Source organism: Chitinolyticbacter meiyuanensis, from assembly GCF_008033135.1.
Classification (GTDB): Bacteria; Pseudomonadota; Gammaproteobacteria; order Burkholderiales; family Chitinibacteraceae; genus Chitinolyticbacter; species Chitinolyticbacter meiyuanensis.
In genome coordinates, this window is the sequence record NZ_CP041335.1 from 3,707,945 (window position 1) to 3,724,793 (window position 16,849).

The following is a 16,849-nucleotide window of genomic DNA, read 5'->3' on the forward strand; positions in this document are numbered from 1 at the left end:
ATGCTACGATACGATATGATATTGCCCCGATACGGGCGCACCCCCACCCCGGCTGTTACTGCAAGCCGAGCGGCGTTGGCCCCGCAAAGGTGGATATAGAGCCCATGCTGCCCCCTGCCCTCGGTCTTGGGTTCCGAGGGTAGCCGGGTCAATCCCCGGCTAGGGCATGGGCGACACGCTGCCGCTTGAGTGCCACCCCGCCAAGCTGATAGCTTGCAAACGTTTGCCAGCTGGGGGTGTTATGGGATCGCTACTGTTCGTTGTGCTGTTAATTGTCGTTGTTGGTGTTGGCGTGACGGTTTTGAAGGGCAAGGTAGGCAAAGACGAGGGCGGTGGAACAATAGGTAGCGGCATCTCGCCCTCGAATCTGCAAGCTAAAGCGGTACTGACTGAGCGTGAACAACCCATGTACTGGCGCTTGGTTGAAGCCTTCCCTGAGCACGTCGTCTTGTCTCAGGTGTCGTTCTCACAGCTCGTTTCGGCCAAGGGCGGTAACCGCAGCCAGAACCTCCAGCTTTTCCGGCGTATCAGCCAGAAAACAGCCGATTTCGTCCTGTGCCGCAAAGACTTTTCCGTTATCGCGGTGATCGAATTGGACGACAGTTCGCACAAGGGAAAAGAAACCAAAGACGCTGAGCGCGATGGCTTCTTGAAGCAGGCAGGCATTAAGACGCTGAGGGTCAAGCAGCCCCCGCCAGTGGAGCTGTTGCGGCAAGCCTTCGCGTCTAAGGCATCAGCTGAGCAGGTTGTGAAGCATGAGGCCAAAGCGAGCCCCTAGGCCGTATTCCTTTAAGCTGGCTAAGCTTCGAACAGTTCGGCTTGGGCTGTAGCTTCTGCCCTGCTGATTGCGCGTTTGATGCTGCTGATGTGCACGCCGTAGCGCCTGGCCAACTCGCTCTTGTTGGTTACCATGCCACCGTGCCAAAGGCGTACCGCTTCTGCTTCGTCCTCTGCGGACATTCCCCGTGGCCGGCCGGGCTTAGAGCCTCTGGCTACTGCAGCTTGTATGCCCATGCGGGTGCGCTCTGATATCAACTCGCGCTCGAACTGGGCAAACGCACCGACGACGTGCGTCATCATCCGCCCCATCGGTGTCGAGGTGTCGATGCTCTCAGAGAGGGAACGGAAGTCGGCGCCGCTTTGCTTGATCATCTCGATGATGGTCAGCAGGTCTTTGAGTGATCGGGCCATGCGGTCTAGCTTGAGGATAACGAGCGTATCGCCGGGACCGATTCCAGAGAGGATGCTGTTGAGGACTGGCCGCTTGGAAAGCTCCTTGCCGGAGCGCTTCTCTTGGTGGATCACGTCGCACCCAGCGGCCGCCAGTGCGTCGAGTTGTAGGTGGGTTTCCTGCTCTTTGGTTGAGACTCGGGCGTAACCGATCAGCATGCCTTCTCAGTCGTCGTTGTATGGAATACCCATTGTAGAACCAATTCCGACGAACGGTAGTGTAAGCGACATAGACGTAAAACGATCGAAATCGACCGCTTCCGCCAAACCTATTTTGTAGTGCCCGAACTACAACTCCCAAAATGCGTATCAACGCTATCGCCACAAGCGACACACCAATTGGGCTAGCGCCTGCCTGAATGATTTCCGCGCAACACGAATCCATTGGTTTCTTATCCGCAACGGCAAATTCCTTTCCAGCGGAATCCTCCTAATACGGAATCGCATAGCCATTTGGCAGCGGGACGTAGGACCAGACCGACGCATGCTTCGGTCAATCACCGATCCCGCTAGCCACGCCGTTTCGCGATCATGGCTTCATTCGTTCAACGAAGCGCTAGCTCGCGCAGGAGGTAACCATGCCCTACTCCTCGTTGAAGCAGTTGCCAGATGGCGTACGCGACCATCTGCCCAAGCATGCTCAGGAAATCTACCGCGCGGCATTCAACAGCGCTTGGGATGAGTATCACCACGACGAATCGCGTGCCCATCGCGTTGCGTGGGCAGCGGTAAAGCAAAAGTACGAGAAGAACGAGAAAAGCGGAGCGTGGCACACCAAGTCGGACTGACGGGTGTGCAAACCCAGGAGACCGGTTCAACCGGCATCAACGCCATCGTGGCAATCATCGACACAGCAAAGGAGTTCATCATGCAAAACCAATCCGGCACCTACTCCAACCAGCAGCAAGGCGGCGCCCGTATCGTGGGCAGCCAGGACACCTTTGATACGGCAGCCGGCCCCGGCCCGAACCTGATGCTGGCCGATACGCTGGAAGGCAACGATGTGGTCAATCCGGCTGGCGACGACCTCGGGCACATTAAGGGCATCATGCTGGACGTTCAGCGCGGCCGTATCGCCTATGCTGTGCTGTCGTTCGGTGGCTTCCTCGGCATGGGCAACAAGCTGTTTGCCATTCCTTGGCAGGCGCTGACGCTCGATACCGACGAGAAGCAGTTCGTGCTGAACATCAGCGAAGACAAACTAAAGAATGCCCCTGGCTTCGACAAGGATCATTGGCCGAGCATGGCCGATCCGAGCTGGGCAGACGAAGTGCACCGCTACTACCAGACCGAGCCGTACTGGCACTAAGCAGCCACTGAACGAAAAAAACGGATCTCCGAGGAGATCCGTTTTTATCTTGGTGCCGGCGGCAGGAATCTTCGCATACACCTGCTTTCCCCTGCTCTCGCCGTAAACCCAACGCACACGCCACTTTCAAGCGCATTCTGCGATCGCTTCCCATCGCGTTTACCCCGTTATTGGCGTAAATTCCCGGCTGTCTCTACGCCAAATTTACGCCATGGCCACATACCGTAAGCGCTCGTCCGGCTGGCGCGCCGAAGTTGCCCGCAAGGGGGTTCGTGACTCAGGCACGTTCGATACCAAGGCCGAGGCGGTGGCCTGGGCGACGCAGCGCGAGGCCGAGATACTGGCCGGGGAAAACGGCATTGTCACTGATCGCACGTTAGCCGATGCCTTCGAACGCTATGGCAACGAGGTGAGCCCAGGCAAGCGCGGTGCTCGTTGGGAGCTCACTCGACTGCGCGCATTCCAGCGCCGCAAGCCGGAACCGTTCTTCCCTTTTTTGGACCAGCCGTTGCATTCGATTACCGCGGCCGACTGGGCTGCTTGGCGTGACCGACGCTTAACAGAAGTTGGCCCTGCGACGGTGAACCGCGAGATGAACCTTGTGCATTCGGTGTTGGAAATTGCTCGCCGTGAATGGCAGTGGATCGACTCGCACCAGCTATCTGATGTGCGCCGGCCAAGTAACCCCCCGCCTCGCGACCGACGTATCAGCGACGACGAGATCGAGCGCATGTGCCTAGCGCTCGGCTACATTCGCGGCGAGCGCCCCAAGTCCAAGAGCCAGTATGTTGCCGTGGCTTTCCTGCTAGCGCTTGAAACAGCCATGCGTGCCAGCGAGCTATGCGGGCTGACCTGGGACCGGATCAACCTGTCCGGACGCTACGTCACCTTGCAGCAGACCAAGAACGGGGACCGCCGCAACGTGCCTTTGTCACGGGCGGCAATCGCGCTTTTCCAGCTGCTGGACCGGATGCCCGAACCTGCGTTGCAAGTCACCCCCGCCACGCTTGATGTGTTGTGGCGCAGGGCACGTGAACAGGCTGTGATCGCTGATCTGCACTTTCACGACAGCCGCCACGAGGCGTTGACGCGGCTGGCGAAAAAGCTGGGCGTGCTCGAACTAGCGCGGATGGTCGGGCACCGTGACCTTAAAAGCTTGATGATCTACTACAACGCGACGGCGACCGAGATCGCGGCACAGCTGGATTGAAAAAAAGGGGCGAGAAAATCTCGCCCCTTTCTACTGGTGCTTACGTCTTGGCCCTGGCTTCTTTCTGCCGCTAACTGCTTGGGCTTCGTCATCGTTGCTGGCCACCGGCGAGATGCGCGTCGGGCGCTTGCGCTCGTCGTCGGCCCAGCGCTGAACTTCGCTGGCCAGCCAACGCGGATGCCCGGAACCATTTACCCGCAACGGCTTCGGAAACTCAGGCCGGCAAGCGATCGTTTCCAGCACCTGCCTGCCCGAATAGCAGAGCATCGCCCCTACCCCGTCCGCATCCAGCCAGCGCGATTCATAAGGGATGCTTGCGGCCTTGGTTGCGGCGATCAGTTGGTCGAGCTTTTGAAGCATTGCATCCGTCATGCCGCCTCCAAGAATGCGTCGATCACCTTCGCGGCGCCCTCGGGTGGGATCGCATTGCCCAGCATCTCCATGGCCAAGCGTCGTTGACTCGGCAGCTTGTAGTCCTGCCCAAAGGTCATTGCGTCGCGGGCCTCTGGTACAGATAGCATGCGCATCTGGTCGCCCTTCACGATGGCCCAGCGGTCGCGGGTGGTGATAGTGCCGATCGGTCGATCAATGCTCCGTCCGGTCAGACCAGAGCCGCTGCTGTAGTACGGCATCAGAAACGTGTCGCCGAACTCGGCACGGCCACGCGCTACTCGCCGCAGGGTAGCGTTCGAGCGCCCCGGCTTCTCGATGGGGCTCCATGCGCCTTCATCGAGCCGGAGGAACGACGAGGCTGGCACATGACTGTGCTGTGGCAACCGCAGCTTGATCGGGTGCTTACTGCGAGTCAGTGCGATGAACAGGCGGCGCCGGTGCTGCGGTACGCCCAAGTCGGCCAAGTCGACCACATGAGGCGAGACAGCCAAGCCCAGCGAGTTCATGGCGGCAACCCATGCTGGGTACAAGCGCCATTGCATGAACTCAGGCACGTTCTCGATCAGCGCCCCGAGGCGTGGCCGGCACACCTCAATGGCAGATACCGGTGCCCAAGCCGTCGACCGGCTGGCGTCATGCTGCGGGTTGCCGTTGGCCTTGCCTCTGGCCGGGCTGTGGCCTTGGCAGCAAGGCGCTGCCAAGCATAAGTCATGCGCCGGCACCTCGTGCCAGTTGGCCTGATGAATATCCTGGCATTCGTGCTGCGTTTCGGGATGGTTGGCTTTGTGCGTATCGACGCAGGCCTGTTTGTGGTTTGCTGCCCATACGACATGCACCGACGCACGCTTAGCGCGCCGTGCGCCTTCTGTGAATCCGCCGGCGCCGCACAACAGGTCTATCGCGGAAATGGCGATCATTGGTCCACCTCCAGCCGCTTAAACTCAACCACCCACACCCACGGGTTTGCGGCCCAGCTGTCGGGACCGTTGATGGATTCCCATAGCGAGTGATAACTGCCGATCGGATCGTCGGGGAATACGACGGCTTGCTCTTCGCCCTTCGTATAGCTTTTCCAGCATGGGCAATTGAAGAAGTCGTTAGCGCGCTCAATTCCCTCGGCGACCGCGTCCGCTTCGCTGATCGACTGCAGTCGCTCAACGCGCACTGCCGTGATCTCCAGCAGGAGTCGGCTGTACCGGCGTGGAAGGTGGATGCTCGGTACCGAACGCTCCGGCAGCAGTCCGTCATAGCTGTAGCCGGTCTGCGCGTCCTCGTCGTCAAATAGCGAGCAAAGGTAGACGGTCTGACCATGCTGGCCGCCGGCAGCGTAGAGGTGGCCGTACTCTGAGTCGTACTGCAGGCTCTCGCGTACCCATAACCGGTCGCCGGGCTGTCCATAGGGGCAGCGTTTCGCGAATCCCTCGGTCGTGGTCGTTGCGTGATAGTGCGTGCCCTTTGGCACCTTCACGCCATCCGTACCAACCCAAGGCGCTTTCAGCACATCGTCGTAATGCAGCAATGCCGGCTCGTACTCAGATTGGTAAGGCTGGGGCTTCACTGTCCGCCGTGTCTGCTTCTTGGTGCCGGCCAGGATGGCGAGCACCATCGGCGCGCTCATCAGAATGGGGCGCTCTTTCATGCCATCACCCCCGCCCGCTTGGTCTGGGTGTGCTGCAGCGCGATCAGGATGCGTCCGTGCAGCTCGGGCACGGTGCCGTCGTTGAGGATGATTCGCTCGATCAGGTGTTGCGGTATGGGCTGCTCGGTGATGTGGCTATCGCCCGTGGCCAAGCCTGGGCGGTGGATGTTCCAGACCTCGCCGCCCTGGTGCAGCACGAATTGCGGCTCGACCAACCGGTGCGGCTCGGGATTGCAACGGATATCGGTGATGACCACGTTCCGGCCGGGCATCACATCTAGCCGATCCTGCATGCGGTCGATGAAATAGTGCGGGTTCTGGCTGCGGCGCCAGTCGCCCCACAGCTGCAGGATGCGACGGGCGCTTTGTGGGTTGGCCAGCCATTGCTCGGAACGATCGCGCGAGCGATAGACGTCTGCGCTGGGCAAAGTGCGACTGACGGATTGCACAAAATCGGGAGCGCGGCAGCGGCCGAAAGCCAGCATGGCGTTCGGCTCTTCCTTGCTCGCCCGCGCGGTGAGCATCACGGGCTGGATGCCGAAGGCAAAGCACACTTCTTCGCGCAGTGCGTCGGCGAAGGCCAGCGCGATGAAGCCGTGGTCGAGCAGCGCCATGGCGGAGGTGTCCTTGCCTGCGCCCTTCTGGCCTGTAAGTCCGATCAGGATGCGGGGCATGATCAAGCCCCCATCCAGTAGTCGCGCGTGGCCACGAAGGCCGAAGCAAGGCGGGTGAAGCCCATGGCTCGTGCATGCCCGTAGCGGTAGCTCCATTTGATCCGGGCGGATAGCGGCGCTCGTGCGGCCAGTGAGGTAAGCCAGGCGATCTGAATGAGGTAAATGCATACCAGTACCACCAAGGTGGCAAGGTAGTAAGCCATCGTGGTTGCGAACGCTTCGTTGGCGATGCCGTATTTGATGGTGCCGACAAGCACCATCAGCTGCAGCAGCGTGGTCACGACGGCAATAGCCGCGACCTTGAGGTTGTGGGCGAGCACGTCACCCTTGAGCTTCGGCTTCATCTTGGGGTTGTTCCTGTTTGGTGCGAGGAGTCAGGTGGTAGTCGTCGTATTGCTGGTAGGGCGCAGTCGGCTCGGGTGGGTCCGTGCCGTTCGCGAGCACCTGGTCTGCGAAGTCGGCCACGTGGCGCAGCTGCCTGAGCGCGGCTGCTCGGCCCTCCGCAACTGCCAAGCCGTCTAGACCGAAAGCCAACGTGCGGAGGTATTCGCCGGGGCTGGTGGCCTTGGTCAGCTCGCCGAAGCTGCGCATGAGTCCCAGGCACGGGCGAGCAGCCGGACCCAAGCCGGCGAAAGCTGCTTTCAGCGCGGCTGCGTTAATTGGCTCTGGAGCGGTGGCCAATGCGGCGCAGGCCTGATCGAGCGGGCTCAGTTGCATGGCGCCACCTCGAACTCGGGATCGTTCACCGATGCCGCACGGGTGGCGCGGTACTGGTGGCCCATGCGGTCCAGTGACACGATGCGCCAGCCACGGTCGGCCCACTCGCCCAGGCACTTATCAAAGTCGGCGATGATGCCGTTGTTGGTAAGGACAACATTTAAGAGTTCAGTTGTCATATGAGGATGCCGCCGTGGCAAAAGCGAAGTCAGGACAAGCAATTGCCCCGACCTCCACTTGGAATCGAGCCCGCATGAAATTGGGGTTGTCGCCAAACGGGGATGCTTGATGGAGCGCGACGGGTTGCAATCGGTACGGAACCGGGCTATATCGAAGAATTTTTGGATTTGTGGGCTTGCAGGCAATGTCGCAACAAGTTGAACAAATGTGCTGCAATGTGAGTACATTGACGCTAAAGCAGCATCGCGCCAAGGCGACCCAATTGTCGTTTGGAATAATATTCATAGCTCTTCCTCAAAAATCGTCAAAAAGAAAGCGCTCACTTGGCCGGAGCGCTTCAAAGACAAAAAGCATTTACTAATTCAGTAGCAATCTAGCTTATCAATTTGAATAACAGCCCCCACCAATCACGCCACCCCAATAGGATTCCAGCAATGCGGCTAAATTTACTAGAGCCATTTAAATCATTAAAAACAATCAACACCTCCGACCTTCCCGACTTCATAGTACTGACTGGGAAAAACGGCACTGGCAAAAGTCAGCTTATCGATGCAATAACTAAAAACAAGATCCTGATAAACCAACAGCACATGGTCCATGCTTTGCATGCCAGAGCTTATTCAATACTGCCACCACACCAAGAGAACATTAACGGCAACATAAACAAAACCACCTTAGAGGGCCACTGGTCCAACTATCAATTTTGTGTAGATAACGCAACAAACCAATTGACTCAATTCAATAAGGAAATTTGCGATCTTGGAATCAACACAAAGGTTTACCTCAATTTACCCCAAGAGGATTTTGATTTAAGCATCAATAAACTCGACCTACCTTTAAAAACTAAATTGACGTCGTTACGCGAGGCTTTTTTCGCCCACTTCCGAGCGGGCCTTGCCCCAGACCAGAATATCCAGTTTCAACGCTTGGCAGGAGTTGCAAATCGCGCAGGCAAAGGCCTGTTCGAGCTTGAACTTGAAGACATAGTTAACTACTACCCCCTAGATACCAATCGAAAAACACTTCTTCACCACGACATTGCAACGCTATTTACCAATTATCGCGACGCATTAATTTCCAGAAATTTCTCCGATTTTCTTCATTCAACCCAAAACTATGGAAGGCGGCCTATAAGTTTAGCGGCATTTATAGATCGTCACGGACCATCACCATGGGAAGTGATAAACGACCACCTACGCGATTTTGGTTTGGGTTTCCGATTTTCTCCTCCCCACGAATATGATCGGCTTCCCTACACCACCGCACTTGTCGACATAGCGACAGAAAATACCGTACCGTTCTCTGAGCTTTCGTCAGGAGAATCTCTATTGGTGTCGCTAGCACTTTGTGACTATCATTTGAAATACAAAAAATCGGAAGTCACATTGCCAAGCGTACTATTGCTGGATGAAATTGATGCCCCGCTGCACCCGGCCATGGCGAAGAAGGTAGTCTTGTTCTTATACGAGCAGCTACATATTGAACATGGGCTGCCAATAATCCTCACCACGCACTCTCCAACAACTGTGGCCCTCTCGCCGGAGGATTCGATCTACGTCATGAAGAAAGAAGGTGAGCGGATATTTAAAGCCACCAAGGATGAGGCGCTGCAACTGTTGCTCGACGGTGTACCTACGCTAAGTGTAGATTACGAAAATCGACGTCAAGTCTTTGTTGAAGATGAATCAGACGTTGCCATTCTAGAGGGTCTGTATTCCCGATTACGCGGCAAACTCAACCCCAACATTTCGCTTTCATTCATGTCGGCGGGAAAGGGGGATGGAGGCAAAGACCGGATCAAGCACATCGTTTCCGAGCTAATTGACGGTGGCAATAAGAAAGTTCGAGCGCTCTTAGATAGAGATTCGGACCCTCCTGCCTCGCACCCTTATTATCAACTTGGTGGAAGCGAGCGTTACAACATTGAAAATTTCATTCTCGACCCCCTATTGGTGGGCTTACTGTGGTATCACGATCGAGAAAATGGCTGGGAAGTGCTTGGATTGCCCGAGACGCAGAGTATTTTCAATATTCAGGAAAATCGAGAAATATTGCAAAGTATTGCCAATAAGATTTTGACTATTCTTGCCGAGGATCACCCGCATCTAATAGCCGGAGAAACCTGTGATGTTATGTATGCAAACGGTGTTGTATTAAAGCTTCCGCTAGCATTTTGCAACACAAATGGGCACGACTATTGTTCGTGCGTACTCAATAAATTTCTATGGACGAACAGGTATAAGAATAAATCGGGCGGGGTACCAGTCGCGATTGTTACTCGAGTGCTCAATGATGTGCCCGGCCTAATACCTTCAGGATTCCTGAAAACATTCCAAGAGCTACAAGCTGGCTAGTCGGCTTTAATAAAGCCCGCCGTCTGTGAGCTCGTTTTTCACCGAAGCTGCCTTACGCGAACCAACTGTGAAGTGCTGCCGATCGTGACCGGCAGCGGGTCGCAGGCCTCGTTACGGTGGCCTGCCGACTCGGGGCGGATTGGCGCGCGCCCGCGCGCTGCCCGGCGGCGTGTATTTCCTCTGCGCATGTGGCCAGTGCCATCGCCGACGTTCCGCCCCTGTCGTTGAGCGCGGTCCGTCGGCGCGCATCCATGCAGGGTTCGCCGGGGTTAGTTGTGCTGGTTTGTTAAGGAGCGGTAGTGCGGTGTGAGATAAGATTAGCAACGAGCTACGATTTATACAATAGCACGTTGCTAATTTTATTGTGCAACAAAAAGCCCGCCGAGGTGGCGGGCTGTGTGCGAAGGGGGTATCAGCGGGAAGGCGCTTGTCCTCATCGGACAGTTTCTTCATGGCTGGGGCGAGGTCGGTTTCCCATTCGGCTTGGTCGCCAGGGATGACTGTGGACTGGAGATCGGGGCAGCTGATGAGGGTGCGTACGAGTAAGGCTGCAGCGTACGTTAAGCGATGCGCATAAAAATACCCCTGATGATGTAGTCATGCAGGGGTAAGAATAGCTGACAATCCAAATTCTGACAGTGGAGGCTCACATTGGGAACGAATCCGGGGCTTCTGCTTCGGACATATCCTTAATCCATAACTTTCCGCCAAAATGCGATACACCGCTCGATTCGGCGATCACTTCGAGTACTGTTTCCCCTTCAAGTACTAGATCGTGAATGAAAAAACCACCGGCTAGTTCTTGTGAGGTGTGCTCATCACGAATCACGGCATCAAAGCCTTGTTGGAGATTCGTGGCGTGTACCGTTGCCTTGTAAAGCTCCTCATTGCCCTTTCGAACAATGATTGAACTATCGTCGGTAAAGGGATTGGTGAGCGGTGTGCGAAAATAAAAATTTACGCAAAGTTGACCGATCTTGATCGGGAAGGCAGAAACGTACATGTACGCATTGTAAACACCGACTAACGTTGTTTTGCCGTTTTGCTCATGCCGAATGTCATCGCAAAAAATAGCGTGGAATTGACGATTAAGCTGCATTTTGCGCTCGTTTGTATGTGTTGCCAGCAATGGCGGCGATTACCTCGTATTGCACATTCAGCGAGTCTGCTAATTTGAACATAGTTTCGACAGTTAAATTGCCCTCGCACTTTTCCAGTTTGGCCAAGTACGGTTGTGAGGTGCCGAGGCGTGCCGCCAACTCGCGTTGAGACAGACCTGCCCTCATGCGTAGACGGGCGATTGAATCCGGCTGGCCGGAAAAAAAGCTTTTCTCCACCCATTTGGTGCCTTCGCTAACCGAGGCTGCGACACGTGGGTCAGCCCTGGAAGCCTCATCAAAATAGCTGTCCAGGTCGAGCTCGCCATGGGCATCAATTTTCACAGCCTCATAAACCTGAAGCTGTCGTGTGATCACGGTTGGGCGACTTTTCAACGAGAAGTCGCGCAGCTCGCAAGTATTAGAGCTGATTGTCATAGTCATTTTGAATGCGCTCAGAGAGAGGGTCGTCGAGCTGGTAGTCGTAACTACGCTCCTCGTCGATCTTGGAACGATAAGGTATCGCTAAAATCGCAACTTCCTGTTCTCTTCGGTGCTGTCCTGCAGGGAAAATGCCATAAATGAACCTGAATGGTTCAAGTCGTTCATTGCCGTTTGCATCCGTGGTCCATAATTTTAGCCTCCAGATATTCCTATTGCCATTGTCTCTAAAGACAATAAGCCTGGTGGTGTTGCCAAAAGTGAACTCGTTGATGTCCAAGTCTCCATGAATACAAAAATCTTCAAGGAGGCCCTTCGACAATTTCAGTTCGCGCAAAAGTGCAAACGCGCGGCCATGTGCGTTGATGTCCCGTTGCCGTAAGTTTTCAAGGCACTGTTGCACACTCTTACAGACGAACAGGACCGTCACATCGCACTCCACTTTAAGATAACTTCTAAGTTATCAAGCGTCAACGCGTAGTTTTGACGGAACTCTACCGGTCGGCTGCGATACATGGTTTCACAGCGCTCCACTCACCGCGATCACCCGGCCGATGATCTCCAGCTCGTCCAGGTGGTCGGGGGCGATGTCGATGTCGTCGCGGTTGCGGTTGGTGGAGTAGAGCTGCAGCCCGCCGCCAGAGAGCTTCTTGAGCTGCTTCACGTAGAACTCACCGCGCCAGCATAGCGCGTAAATCTTGTCATGCAGGATGGTCTTCTGGCTGCAGTCCACTACCAGGCTGTCACCTTCGTGGATGCGCTCTTCCATGCTGTCGCCTTCGGCGACGATGGTGGCGCAGCTGGCCGGATTGATGCCTATGCGCTCGGCCCAGCCCCGGCGGAAAGCGTTGCGCTGGCCTTTCTCGTCAATCTCCCACATCACCTTTCCGGCGGTGCCGCAGGCGGCTTGCACATTCAACCGGGGGATGAATACATAGTTGGCCGGGTCCAGCTCGTCTTCGTTATCCCAAGTAGTGACTGGCCGTGGGGGTGCTTTGCTAACGTTTGACGGCGCGAAAGATTGCGGCTTGACGGGGGCGTTTGAGCTCTGGATTTCCCCTGTATGCGCTACATCCAGCCACCCTTCGTGTTTGCCGCAGGCGGCTTCCAGCTTTCGGGCCAGCTTGGCGCCGACGTCCCGAGCCTTCCCGGTGCGTGAAGGTACGCGCGTGATGATCTGGCTGAGGTAAGAAGCGGACGTATCAGCACGGCGTGCGACTTCGGCGGCACTGCCGAAGTCAGCGACGAGTGCGAGCAGGTTCTGCAGACGTATTTCTTCTACGGTCATATCACTTTGTAGCAAGTTGCTATACGTTATGCGATAAGCACGTTGCTATTGCCATTTATTGTGCTCATTGCTAATCTTCGCTCATCTACGCGATGAGGCGAATCCATGAAGCTGTCCGAGCTCACTGTTGCTGAGCGCAACGGCCTGGCCGACGAGGTCGGCAAAAGCCGCGTGTACCTGTATCAGTGCGCCGCCGGTATCCGGCAGCCAAGCCCAAAGCTTTGCCGCGAGCTTGTCGCAAAGGAGCCGCGTCTGACGCTTGCCGAGCTGCGGCCGGATTTGTGGGCCGTGATGCTTTGCTCCGATTGATGCACGAACGATCGCCAGACCAACACCAGCAGGAGGCCGCATGAGCCCACTGCCCTGCCCCGCTTGCTGGTTTGAGTCGTTCGACCGTACCAAAGATCGCCTGCTCATGGCCCGCGAAGAAGCGGGTGGCGCCTTCTGGCTGGCGCTGGTGAACAACGAGGGCGCACCAGTTGGCTGGCTGCACTTCTCGCCGATCACCGTGGCTAAAGGCCAAGTGCTGTTCGAATTAACTGAAATGCGGCCGGCGTCTGGTCCAACGCCCGATCAATCAGGGATGTGGTCAGGTGTTTCAAAGCATCAGCCGGGATTTCCTTCAATCGAGCGATGAGTTTGGATTTTTCTGTTCCCGCCACTCAGGAGGCGCTATGCAAACCCCTCTCAACCCAGATTTCTCGTCTACGCCGGTGCATCAGGCCATCGCGCTCATCGCCCGCTCTCTGCGGGGCGGTGGTGGGCTCGGAATCAATGACTACCGCGCGTTCGGGATCGATCCGTGGCGGACGTATCCCTGCCGCGAGGGCTTCGATGAGCGCGCCCAGTTACTGCTGGCTCAGCTAGCGCGCTATCTCCAGCAGCATGCTGTCGAGCTGGCCGTGGGTGATCTGCCCGGTTTCGACGAGGTGAGCGCCGAACAGGGCGAGTAGCTTGGTGGTGCGGTGTAGCTGAAGCAACTGCTGCCGCTGCTTTTCTTCGGTGGTGATGGCGGGTTCATGGCCGCACAAGGTGTAGAAGATGCGCCGTTCCGTTTCGATGCCTTCTTCCTTGAAGGTGAGATTGGCGAGCAGTTCTGCTTCGGTGGGCATTGGTTTTCCTTGAATTCGGTTCACTGGGCTTGCGGTTTTCCATCCGCCGCATGCTTTTCCGGGCCTTGCCGCCCGGCTTTTTCTTCCGCTGCGGCGCATGGCGCTGCGGCAACTGCACTGTAGGCCTGTTGGAGACGGAAATCATGCGGCATGAGCCACACAAAACAGTGATTGGTGCGGCACGCGACGCTTTACATGCGCTGATGAATCTGCGTGGCTGGAAGTTCGCTTCGCTGGCGCAGCATGTGGTGGAGGTGCACGTGTCTGCGACGGGTGATGTGCACACGTTTCAAGCCGGCGGTGATCCGCTGCGGGCGATGAAAACCAACAGCGAGCGCCTGGCGCGCTGGCTGGACGACGTGACGAAGGACAGCACGCTGCTGCCGGCCAACCTGCTGCCCTCGGTGCTGCTGGCGCTACCACCTGATTTGCGGGTGAGCTGCGCGCAGGCGCTGCTGGATGGCACCGGCCTGGCGGTGTCGCTGGTGGGTGATGGGGATTCGGCTGCGGGCCGGGCGGCGGTGCTGGCTACGGGCATCAAGGAAGGTAGCGAGGCCATCAGTGCACTGGCGGGCTATCTGGCAACGCCGCAGCCGAGCGCCGATCAGGCGCGGGCGGCCTTGGCGGAAATCAGTGAGGCGAGCGCGGCGCATGCCGATGCGCAGCGCCTATTACATGCCGATCTGGTGCGGATGGGGGTGGGGCATGACTGAAATCATGGCGGCCGAGGCGCTGGCCTTGAAGCGTGCCCAGGTGGATGGCTTGGGCGTGCGCGTGTATGTGGCGCTGGCGCGGTTGAGCTCGTGGGGCAAGGTGGTCGGGCCACGCCGGGAGACGCTGACGATACTGGTGGGCCAGATCGGCCCCGTCGCCAGCTTGATGCGGCCGCTGCAGCACCAGGAGCTGGTGCGGGTGATCTGCAATCTGGCATTCGCTGGAGTGGTGGACGATCGCAGCGATGCGCTGGTGTTCGATGTGGTGCTGTTGCCTCGGATTTCTAATTAAGCTTTGCCAAATATGTGTTGGTGTTCAATTTGAAATCGCTAAAGTTCTGTTCAATACCATCAAATATATAGTTAAGTATCGAAAAACGGTCTGCCACATTTGGGATATGCTTGAATGCTTGGTCGTTGGTTGCCGCAGACAAAAGGTTCTCCATGAATAGCTCCATGTCCTTTTGAAACATGAAAAACTGCCCTAAAAGTGCCGGATCATTAATGGTGTATCTCTGCTCAACGGTCCATTTTTTGTAATACAACAGGGAGCTATTAAGCCTTACGAGCGCAAGTAGGCTGTTTAACTGATTTTGAGCATCCAGTGGGTTGTTGAATTTTGAGACGCGCTTGATGAGGCGCCCAAGGAATAACATGTTTTCAATATGGTGTTCGAGCGTTACCAGCATTACGAGAAGATCATTTCTCTCCTTTTCCAGATCCCGTTTGAGCGCTTCGCTTCGACCTTTGTTCGCAATGCGCCATGTCAAGAAAAAAGCAAAAATAGTTCCTAGGCCGCCAACCCACTCCCCGAGCGATCCGAGTTCATATTTTATTGGTTGCTGGATTTTAATAACCCAAGCAAGCGTTGCGAAAATAAAACCGATGGATATGGATGCCACTACATCAGTTTGATGCATCGATAACAGTTGCTTTGTCATGTGAGTCCAGGTTCGCAGTGATTCAATATGAATATTCTACTCAATGAAGCTGAGCAAGCGGCGTTGCTTGAAGCGTCAGCCGATGCTGGCCGTGTTTACACGCTTGGCTTGCGGCCTGCCATGGACATCCGCACGGGGTTGGTGGGCGTATCGTCACCGGTGAGCAACGGTGGGCTGGCTGTGCGCCTGGCGTGGCGGCCGCCGCGTGGGTCCAAGCGTGAGGCCTTTTTGCCCAGCCCGAAGGTGATACGGGGGCTGATCGACGAGCTGGTGCGCGTAGGTCTGGTGAAGCGGTATTCGCTGCAATCCAAAGACGAGATGCGCCTGCAAGTTTTGCTGGTTCTGGCCGATCGCGCCCTCGCTCGTCCGCAGGAGGATGGGCAAATGATGGGCAAAGGCACTCCGCCAAGCGGAAGCCACGCCAGTGCTGGGTTTGCGCCAGATGATGGGCAAATGATGGGCAATGAGGACAGGCAAATATCGGTTAATCGGGGAAAAAACCCTCTCTCCGATCTAGCAGCAGCTGATGCACCACCAGTAGTGAATGGCGCGCGCGAGGCTGGGGCTGCGCTGCCGAGGGAGGTGGCTCTGTGCAAGTTGCTGCGAGCCGAGGGCATCGAAGCGACACCGGCGCTGATGCGCCGTGCGGAAGTGCTGGCGCTGGTGGATCGCAGCAATGCGGATTGGCTGGCTGCGGCTGCCACGGCGCTGCAGCGCAAGCCCGGCGAACGGGTTGGGGTGATGTACCTGCTGCCGATCATGCGCGAGATCGCCAAAACCGCTGGCAATGTGGTGAGGCTGCATGCAGGCCGTAGTGGAAGTGGTCAACGCGCTGGGCGGTTTAACCCGGGGGCGCATCTGGATTCGCTGTTTGGAGGACGGGACGATGACTGCATTGTCGGTAGCGCCCAACGCGTGGACTAAGCGAACTGGCACGGAACGCATCGTGCCGATTCGCGAGCTGTGGAACCGATTGGATGGGATCTTCAGCGGGCAGTGGCGCAGCCGCTTTCCGGACGAGCAGGCGGTGGAGAACTGGTGCCGGGAGTGGGCGGCCGGCCTGCACGATGAGATGGTGACGTTCGCGATGGTGAAGAACGGCTTGGAGCAACTGCGGCGGCAGATGGGCGATGAGGTTTACCCGCCGACGCTGCCGGAGTTCGTGGCGATGTGCAAAGGATTGCCGGACATGGAGTCGGCCTTTATGGAGGCGCAGCTGCAGGCTGGGGCGATGAACTTTGACGAGGATGTGTGGAGCCATCCGGCGATCTACTGGGCGGCAGTGGATTTCGGCATGCAGGCGCTGCGGCTGACGACGTGGAAGGCAAGCAAGGCGCGCTGGGTGCGGTTGCTGTCGGCGCGGTTGAGTGGGGTGTGCTCGCCTGTGCCCGCGAAGCTGCCCAAGCCGGTGTATCGGCATGAGCGCACGGAAGTGGGACTTTCGGCATTGCAGGGGTTGCGGCAGCAGCTGGGGCTGCGCTCCTGAACAAACACAATAAAGCCCGGCACGACCGGGCTAGGTGGCCCTCTCGGATGGAAAATCGGGGGCGA

General features: G+C 57.0%; 25 protein-coding genes. 11 read left to right on the plus strand and 14 right to left on the minus strand.

Annotated features, from left to right (window positions below; genetic code table 11):
- The first annotated feature begins 166 nt into the window (after positions 1-166).
- On the plus strand, positions 167-778 hold the full coding sequence (locus FLM21_RS17650; protein WP_148716835.1) for a DUF2726 domain-containing protein: 612 nt from the start codon (positions 167-169) through the stop codon (positions 776-778).
- Between the two features lie 20 nt (positions 779-798).
- On the opposite strand, the gene FLM21_RS17655 is transcribed toward FLM21_RS17650, so the two are convergent.
- Positions 799-1,389, minus strand: coding sequence for a recombinase family protein (locus tag FLM21_RS17655; protein ID WP_148716836.1), 591 nt, complete (start codon positions 1,387-1,389; stop codon positions 799-801).
- 419 nt (positions 1,390-1,808) lie between these two features.
- Between FLM21_RS17655 and FLM21_RS17660 the strand changes: the two genes are divergently transcribed.
- The 3 genes from FLM21_RS17660 to FLM21_RS17670 all read left to right on the plus strand — a co-directional run bounded on the left by FLM21_RS17660 (position 1,809) and on the right by FLM21_RS17670 (position 3,749).
- Positions 1,809-2,018 carry a ChaB family protein gene (locus FLM21_RS17660; protein ID WP_148716837.1) on the plus strand — a complete coding sequence of 70 codons (210 nt, stop codon included), beginning with the start codon at positions 1,809-1,811 and terminating at the stop codon, positions 2,016-2,018.
- An 80-nt stretch (positions 2,019-2,098) separates the two neighbouring features.
- Entirely contained in the window at positions 2,099-2,539 is a 441-nt protein-coding gene (locus FLM21_RS17665) for a PRC-barrel domain-containing protein (RefSeq protein ID WP_148716838.1), read from the plus strand.
- A 211-nt stretch (positions 2,540-2,750) separates the two neighbouring features.
- Positions 2,751-3,749, plus strand: coding sequence for a tyrosine-type recombinase/integrase (locus FLM21_RS17670; protein ID WP_148716839.1), 999 nt, complete (start codon positions 2,751-2,753; stop codon positions 3,747-3,749).
- Between the two features lie 30 nt (positions 3,750-3,779).
- Here the strand turns inward: FLM21_RS17670 and FLM21_RS17675 are convergent, their stop codons facing one another.
- From FLM21_RS17675 to FLM21_RS17705, 7 genes are read right to left on the minus strand one after another with little or no spacing between them, the layout of a single operon-like run.
- Entirely contained in the window at positions 3,780-4,121 is a 342-nt protein-coding gene (locus FLM21_RS17675) for a helix-turn-helix transcriptional regulator (RefSeq protein WP_148716840.1), read from the minus strand.
- Positions 4,118-5,059 carry a DNA cytosine methyltransferase gene (locus tag FLM21_RS17680; RefSeq protein ID WP_148716841.1) on the minus strand — a complete coding sequence of 314 codons (942 nt, stop codon included), beginning with the start codon at positions 5,057-5,059 and terminating at the stop codon, positions 4,118-4,120. The genes FLM21_RS17675 and FLM21_RS17680 overlap by 4 nt, the downstream gene beginning before the upstream one ends.
- A complete protein-coding gene (locus FLM21_RS17685; protein WP_148716842.1) occupies positions 5,056-5,781 on the minus strand; it encodes a hypothetical protein in 726 nt (241 codons plus the stop codon). The genes FLM21_RS17680 and FLM21_RS17685 overlap by 4 nt, the downstream gene beginning before the upstream one ends.
- On the minus strand, positions 5,778-6,455 hold the full coding sequence (locus tag FLM21_RS17690; protein WP_148716843.1) for a nucleoside/nucleotide kinase family protein: 678 nt from the start codon (positions 6,453-6,455) through the stop codon (positions 5,778-5,780). Before FLM21_RS17690 ends, FLM21_RS17685 begins: the two co-directional genes overlap by 4 nt.
- A 2-nt stretch (positions 6,456-6,457) precedes the next feature.
- Positions 6,458-6,799, minus strand: a complete 342-nt coding sequence (locus tag FLM21_RS17695) for a hypothetical protein (RefSeq protein WP_148716844.1) — start codon at positions 6,797-6,799, stop codon at positions 6,458-6,460.
- Positions 6,777-7,172, minus strand: coding sequence for a hypothetical protein (locus FLM21_RS17700; RefSeq protein ID WP_148716845.1), 396 nt, complete (start codon positions 7,170-7,172; stop codon positions 6,777-6,779). Before FLM21_RS17700 ends, FLM21_RS17695 begins: the two co-directional genes overlap by 23 nt.
- Positions 7,163-7,351: a hypothetical protein gene (locus FLM21_RS17705; protein ID WP_148716846.1), complete on the minus strand. Its 189-nt coding sequence runs from the start codon at positions 7,349-7,351 to the stop codon at positions 7,163-7,165. The genes FLM21_RS17700 and FLM21_RS17705 overlap by 10 nt, the downstream gene beginning before the upstream one ends.
- 435 nt (positions 7,352-7,786) lie before the next feature.
- Here FLM21_RS17705 and FLM21_RS17710 point away from each other — a divergent pair, with 435 nt between their 5' ends.
- Positions 7,787-9,706, plus strand: coding sequence for an AAA family ATPase (locus tag FLM21_RS17710; protein ID WP_148716847.1), 1,920 nt, complete (start codon positions 7,787-7,789; stop codon positions 9,704-9,706).
- Positions 9,707-10,352: 646 nt separating this feature from the next.
- On the opposite strand, the gene FLM21_RS17715 is transcribed toward FLM21_RS17710, so the two are convergent.
- The 4 genes from FLM21_RS17715 to FLM21_RS17730 all read right to left on the minus strand — a co-directional run bounded on the left by FLM21_RS17715 (position 10,353) and on the right by FLM21_RS17730 (position 12,532).
- A complete protein-coding gene (locus FLM21_RS17715) occupies positions 10,353-10,805 on the minus strand; it encodes a hypothetical protein (RefSeq protein ID WP_148716848.1) in 453 nt (150 codons plus the stop codon).
- Complete coding sequence (locus FLM21_RS17720) at positions 10,795-11,241, minus strand: helix-turn-helix domain-containing protein (RefSeq protein WP_187359970.1); 447 nt, start codon at positions 11,239-11,241, stop codon at positions 10,795-10,797. Before FLM21_RS17720 ends, FLM21_RS17715 begins: the two co-directional genes overlap by 11 nt.
- A complete protein-coding gene (locus FLM21_RS17725; protein WP_148716850.1) occupies positions 11,225-11,674 on the minus strand; it encodes a hypothetical protein in 450 nt (149 codons plus the stop codon). The genes FLM21_RS17720 and FLM21_RS17725 overlap by 17 nt, the downstream gene beginning before the upstream one ends.
- A gap of 90 nt (positions 11,675-11,764) precedes the next feature.
- Positions 11,765-12,532: a S24 family peptidase gene (locus FLM21_RS17730; protein ID WP_148716851.1), complete on the minus strand. Its 768-nt coding sequence runs from the start codon at positions 12,530-12,532 to the stop codon at positions 11,765-11,767.
- Between the two features lie 105 nt (positions 12,533-12,637).
- Between FLM21_RS17730 and FLM21_RS17735 the strand changes: the two genes are divergently transcribed.
- Both FLM21_RS17735 and FLM21_RS17740 read left to right on the plus strand, forming a co-directional pair.
- Entirely contained in the window at positions 12,638-12,841 is a 204-nt protein-coding gene (locus FLM21_RS17735; protein WP_148716852.1) for a helix-turn-helix domain-containing protein, read from the plus strand.
- Between the two features lie 40 nt (positions 12,842-12,881).
- Positions 12,882-13,169 carry a hypothetical protein gene (locus FLM21_RS17740; protein ID WP_148716853.1) on the plus strand — a complete coding sequence of 96 codons (288 nt, stop codon included), beginning with the start codon at positions 12,882-12,884 and terminating at the stop codon, positions 13,167-13,169.
- A 226-nt stretch (positions 13,170-13,395) separates the two neighbouring features.
- On the opposite strand, the gene FLM21_RS17745 is transcribed toward FLM21_RS17740, so the two are convergent.
- Positions 13,396-13,644 (minus strand): hypothetical protein, encoded by a 249-nt coding sequence (locus tag FLM21_RS17745; RefSeq protein ID WP_148716854.1) that lies wholly within the window; start codon positions 13,642-13,644, stop codon positions 13,396-13,398.
- Between the two features lie 29 nt (positions 13,645-13,673).
- Here FLM21_RS17745 and FLM21_RS17750 point away from each other — a divergent pair, with 29 nt between their 5' ends.
- Positions 13,674-14,357 (plus strand): toxin YdaT family protein, encoded by a 684-nt coding sequence (locus FLM21_RS17750; RefSeq protein ID WP_148716855.1) that lies wholly within the window; start codon positions 13,674-13,676, stop codon positions 14,355-14,357.
- Entirely contained in the window at positions 14,350-14,649 is a 300-nt protein-coding gene (locus tag FLM21_RS17755; RefSeq protein ID WP_148716856.1) for a hypothetical protein, read from the plus strand. Before FLM21_RS17750 ends, FLM21_RS17755 begins: the two co-directional genes overlap by 8 nt.
- On the opposite strand, the gene FLM21_RS17760 is transcribed toward FLM21_RS17755, so the two are convergent.
- On the minus strand, positions 14,642-15,298 hold the full coding sequence (locus FLM21_RS17760; protein WP_148716857.1) for a hypothetical protein: 657 nt from the start codon (positions 15,296-15,298) through the stop codon (positions 14,642-14,644). The genes FLM21_RS17755 and FLM21_RS17760 overlap by 8 nt on opposite strands.
- Before the next feature lie 27 nt (positions 15,299-15,325).
- Between FLM21_RS17760 and FLM21_RS17765 the strand changes: the two genes are divergently transcribed.
- Positions 15,326-16,222 (plus strand): hypothetical protein, encoded by an 897-nt coding sequence (locus FLM21_RS17765; RefSeq protein WP_148716858.1) that lies wholly within the window; start codon positions 15,326-15,328, stop codon positions 16,220-16,222.
- The gene (locus tag FLM21_RS17770; protein ID WP_148716859.1) at positions 16,185-16,784 is read left to right on the plus strand and encodes a replication protein P; all 600 of its coding nucleotides are present in this window, start codon (positions 16,185-16,187) and stop codon (positions 16,782-16,784) included. Before FLM21_RS17765 ends, FLM21_RS17770 begins: the two co-directional genes overlap by 38 nt.
- The last annotated feature ends 65 nt before the right edge of the window (positions 16,785-16,849 follow it).

Coding starts and splice junctions, on each gene's coding strand:
- FLM21_RS17650 (WP_148716835.1), top strand. CDS start 167: ATGGGCGACACGCTGCCGCTTGAGTGCCACCCCGCCAAGCTGATAGCT.
- FLM21_RS17655 (WP_148716836.1), bottom strand. CDS start 1,389: ATGCTGATCGGTTACGCCCGAGTCTCAACCAAAGAGCAGGAAACCCAC.
- FLM21_RS17660 (WP_148716837.1), top strand. CDS start 1,809: ATGCCCTACTCCTCGTTGAAGCAGTTGCCAGATGGCGTACGCGACCAT.
- FLM21_RS17665 (WP_148716838.1), top strand. CDS start 2,099: ATGCAAAACCAATCCGGCACCTACTCCAACCAGCAGCAAGGCGGCGCC.
- FLM21_RS17670 (WP_148716839.1), top strand. CDS start 2,751: ATGGCCACATACCGTAAGCGCTCGTCCGGCTGGCGCGCCGAAGTTGCC.
- FLM21_RS17675 (WP_148716840.1), bottom strand. CDS start 4,121: ATGACGGATGCAATGCTTCAAAAGCTCGACCAACTGATCGCCGCAACC.
- FLM21_RS17680 (WP_148716841.1), bottom strand. CDS start 5,059: ATGATCGCCATTTCCGCGATAGACCTGTTGTGCGGCGCCGGCGGATTC.
- FLM21_RS17685 (WP_148716842.1), bottom strand. CDS start 5,781: ATGAAAGAGCGCCCCATTCTGATGAGCGCGCCGATGGTGCTCGCCATC.
- FLM21_RS17690 (WP_148716843.1), bottom strand. CDS start 6,455: ATGCCCCGCATCCTGATCGGACTTACAGGCCAGAAGGGCGCAGGCAAG.
- FLM21_RS17695 (WP_148716844.1), bottom strand. CDS start 6,799: ATGAAGCCGAAGCTCAAGGGTGACGTGCTCGCCCACAACCTCAAGGTC.
- FLM21_RS17700 (WP_148716845.1), bottom strand. CDS start 7,172: ATGCAACTGAGCCCGCTCGATCAGGCCTGCGCCGCATTGGCCACCGCT.
- FLM21_RS17705 (WP_148716846.1), bottom strand. CDS start 7,351: ATGACAACTGAACTCTTAAATGTTGTCCTTACCAACAACGGCATCATC.
- FLM21_RS17710 (WP_148716847.1), top strand. CDS start 7,787: ATGCGGCTAAATTTACTAGAGCCATTTAAATCATTAAAAACAATCAAC.
- FLM21_RS17715 (WP_148716848.1), bottom strand. CDS start 10,805: ATGCAGCTTAATCGTCAATTCCACGCTATTTTTTGCGATGACATTCGG.
- FLM21_RS17720 (WP_187359970.1), bottom strand. CDS start 11,241: ATGACAATCAGCTCTAATACTTGCGAGCTGCGCGACTTCTCGTTGAAA.
- FLM21_RS17730 (WP_148716851.1), bottom strand. CDS start 12,532: ATGACCGTAGAAGAAATACGTCTGCAGAACCTGCTCGCACTCGTCGCT.
- FLM21_RS17735 (WP_148716852.1), top strand. CDS start 12,638: ATGAAGCTGTCCGAGCTCACTGTTGCTGAGCGCAACGGCCTGGCCGAC.
- FLM21_RS17740 (WP_148716853.1), top strand. CDS start 12,882: ATGAGCCCACTGCCCTGCCCCGCTTGCTGGTTTGAGTCGTTCGACCGT.
- FLM21_RS17745 (WP_148716854.1), bottom strand. CDS start 13,644: ATGCCCACCGAAGCAGAACTGCTCGCCAATCTCACCTTCAAGGAAGAA.
- FLM21_RS17755 (WP_148716856.1), top strand. CDS start 14,350: ATGACTGAAATCATGGCGGCCGAGGCGCTGGCCTTGAAGCGTGCCCAG.
- FLM21_RS17760 (WP_148716857.1), bottom strand. CDS start 15,298: ATGACAAAGCAACTGTTATCGATGCATCAAACTGATGTAGTGGCATCC.
- FLM21_RS17765 (WP_148716858.1), top strand. CDS start 15,326: ATGAATATTCTACTCAATGAAGCTGAGCAAGCGGCGTTGCTTGAAGCG.
- FLM21_RS17770 (WP_148716859.1), top strand. CDS start 16,185: ATGACTGCATTGTCGGTAGCGCCCAACGCGTGGACTAAGCGAACTGGC.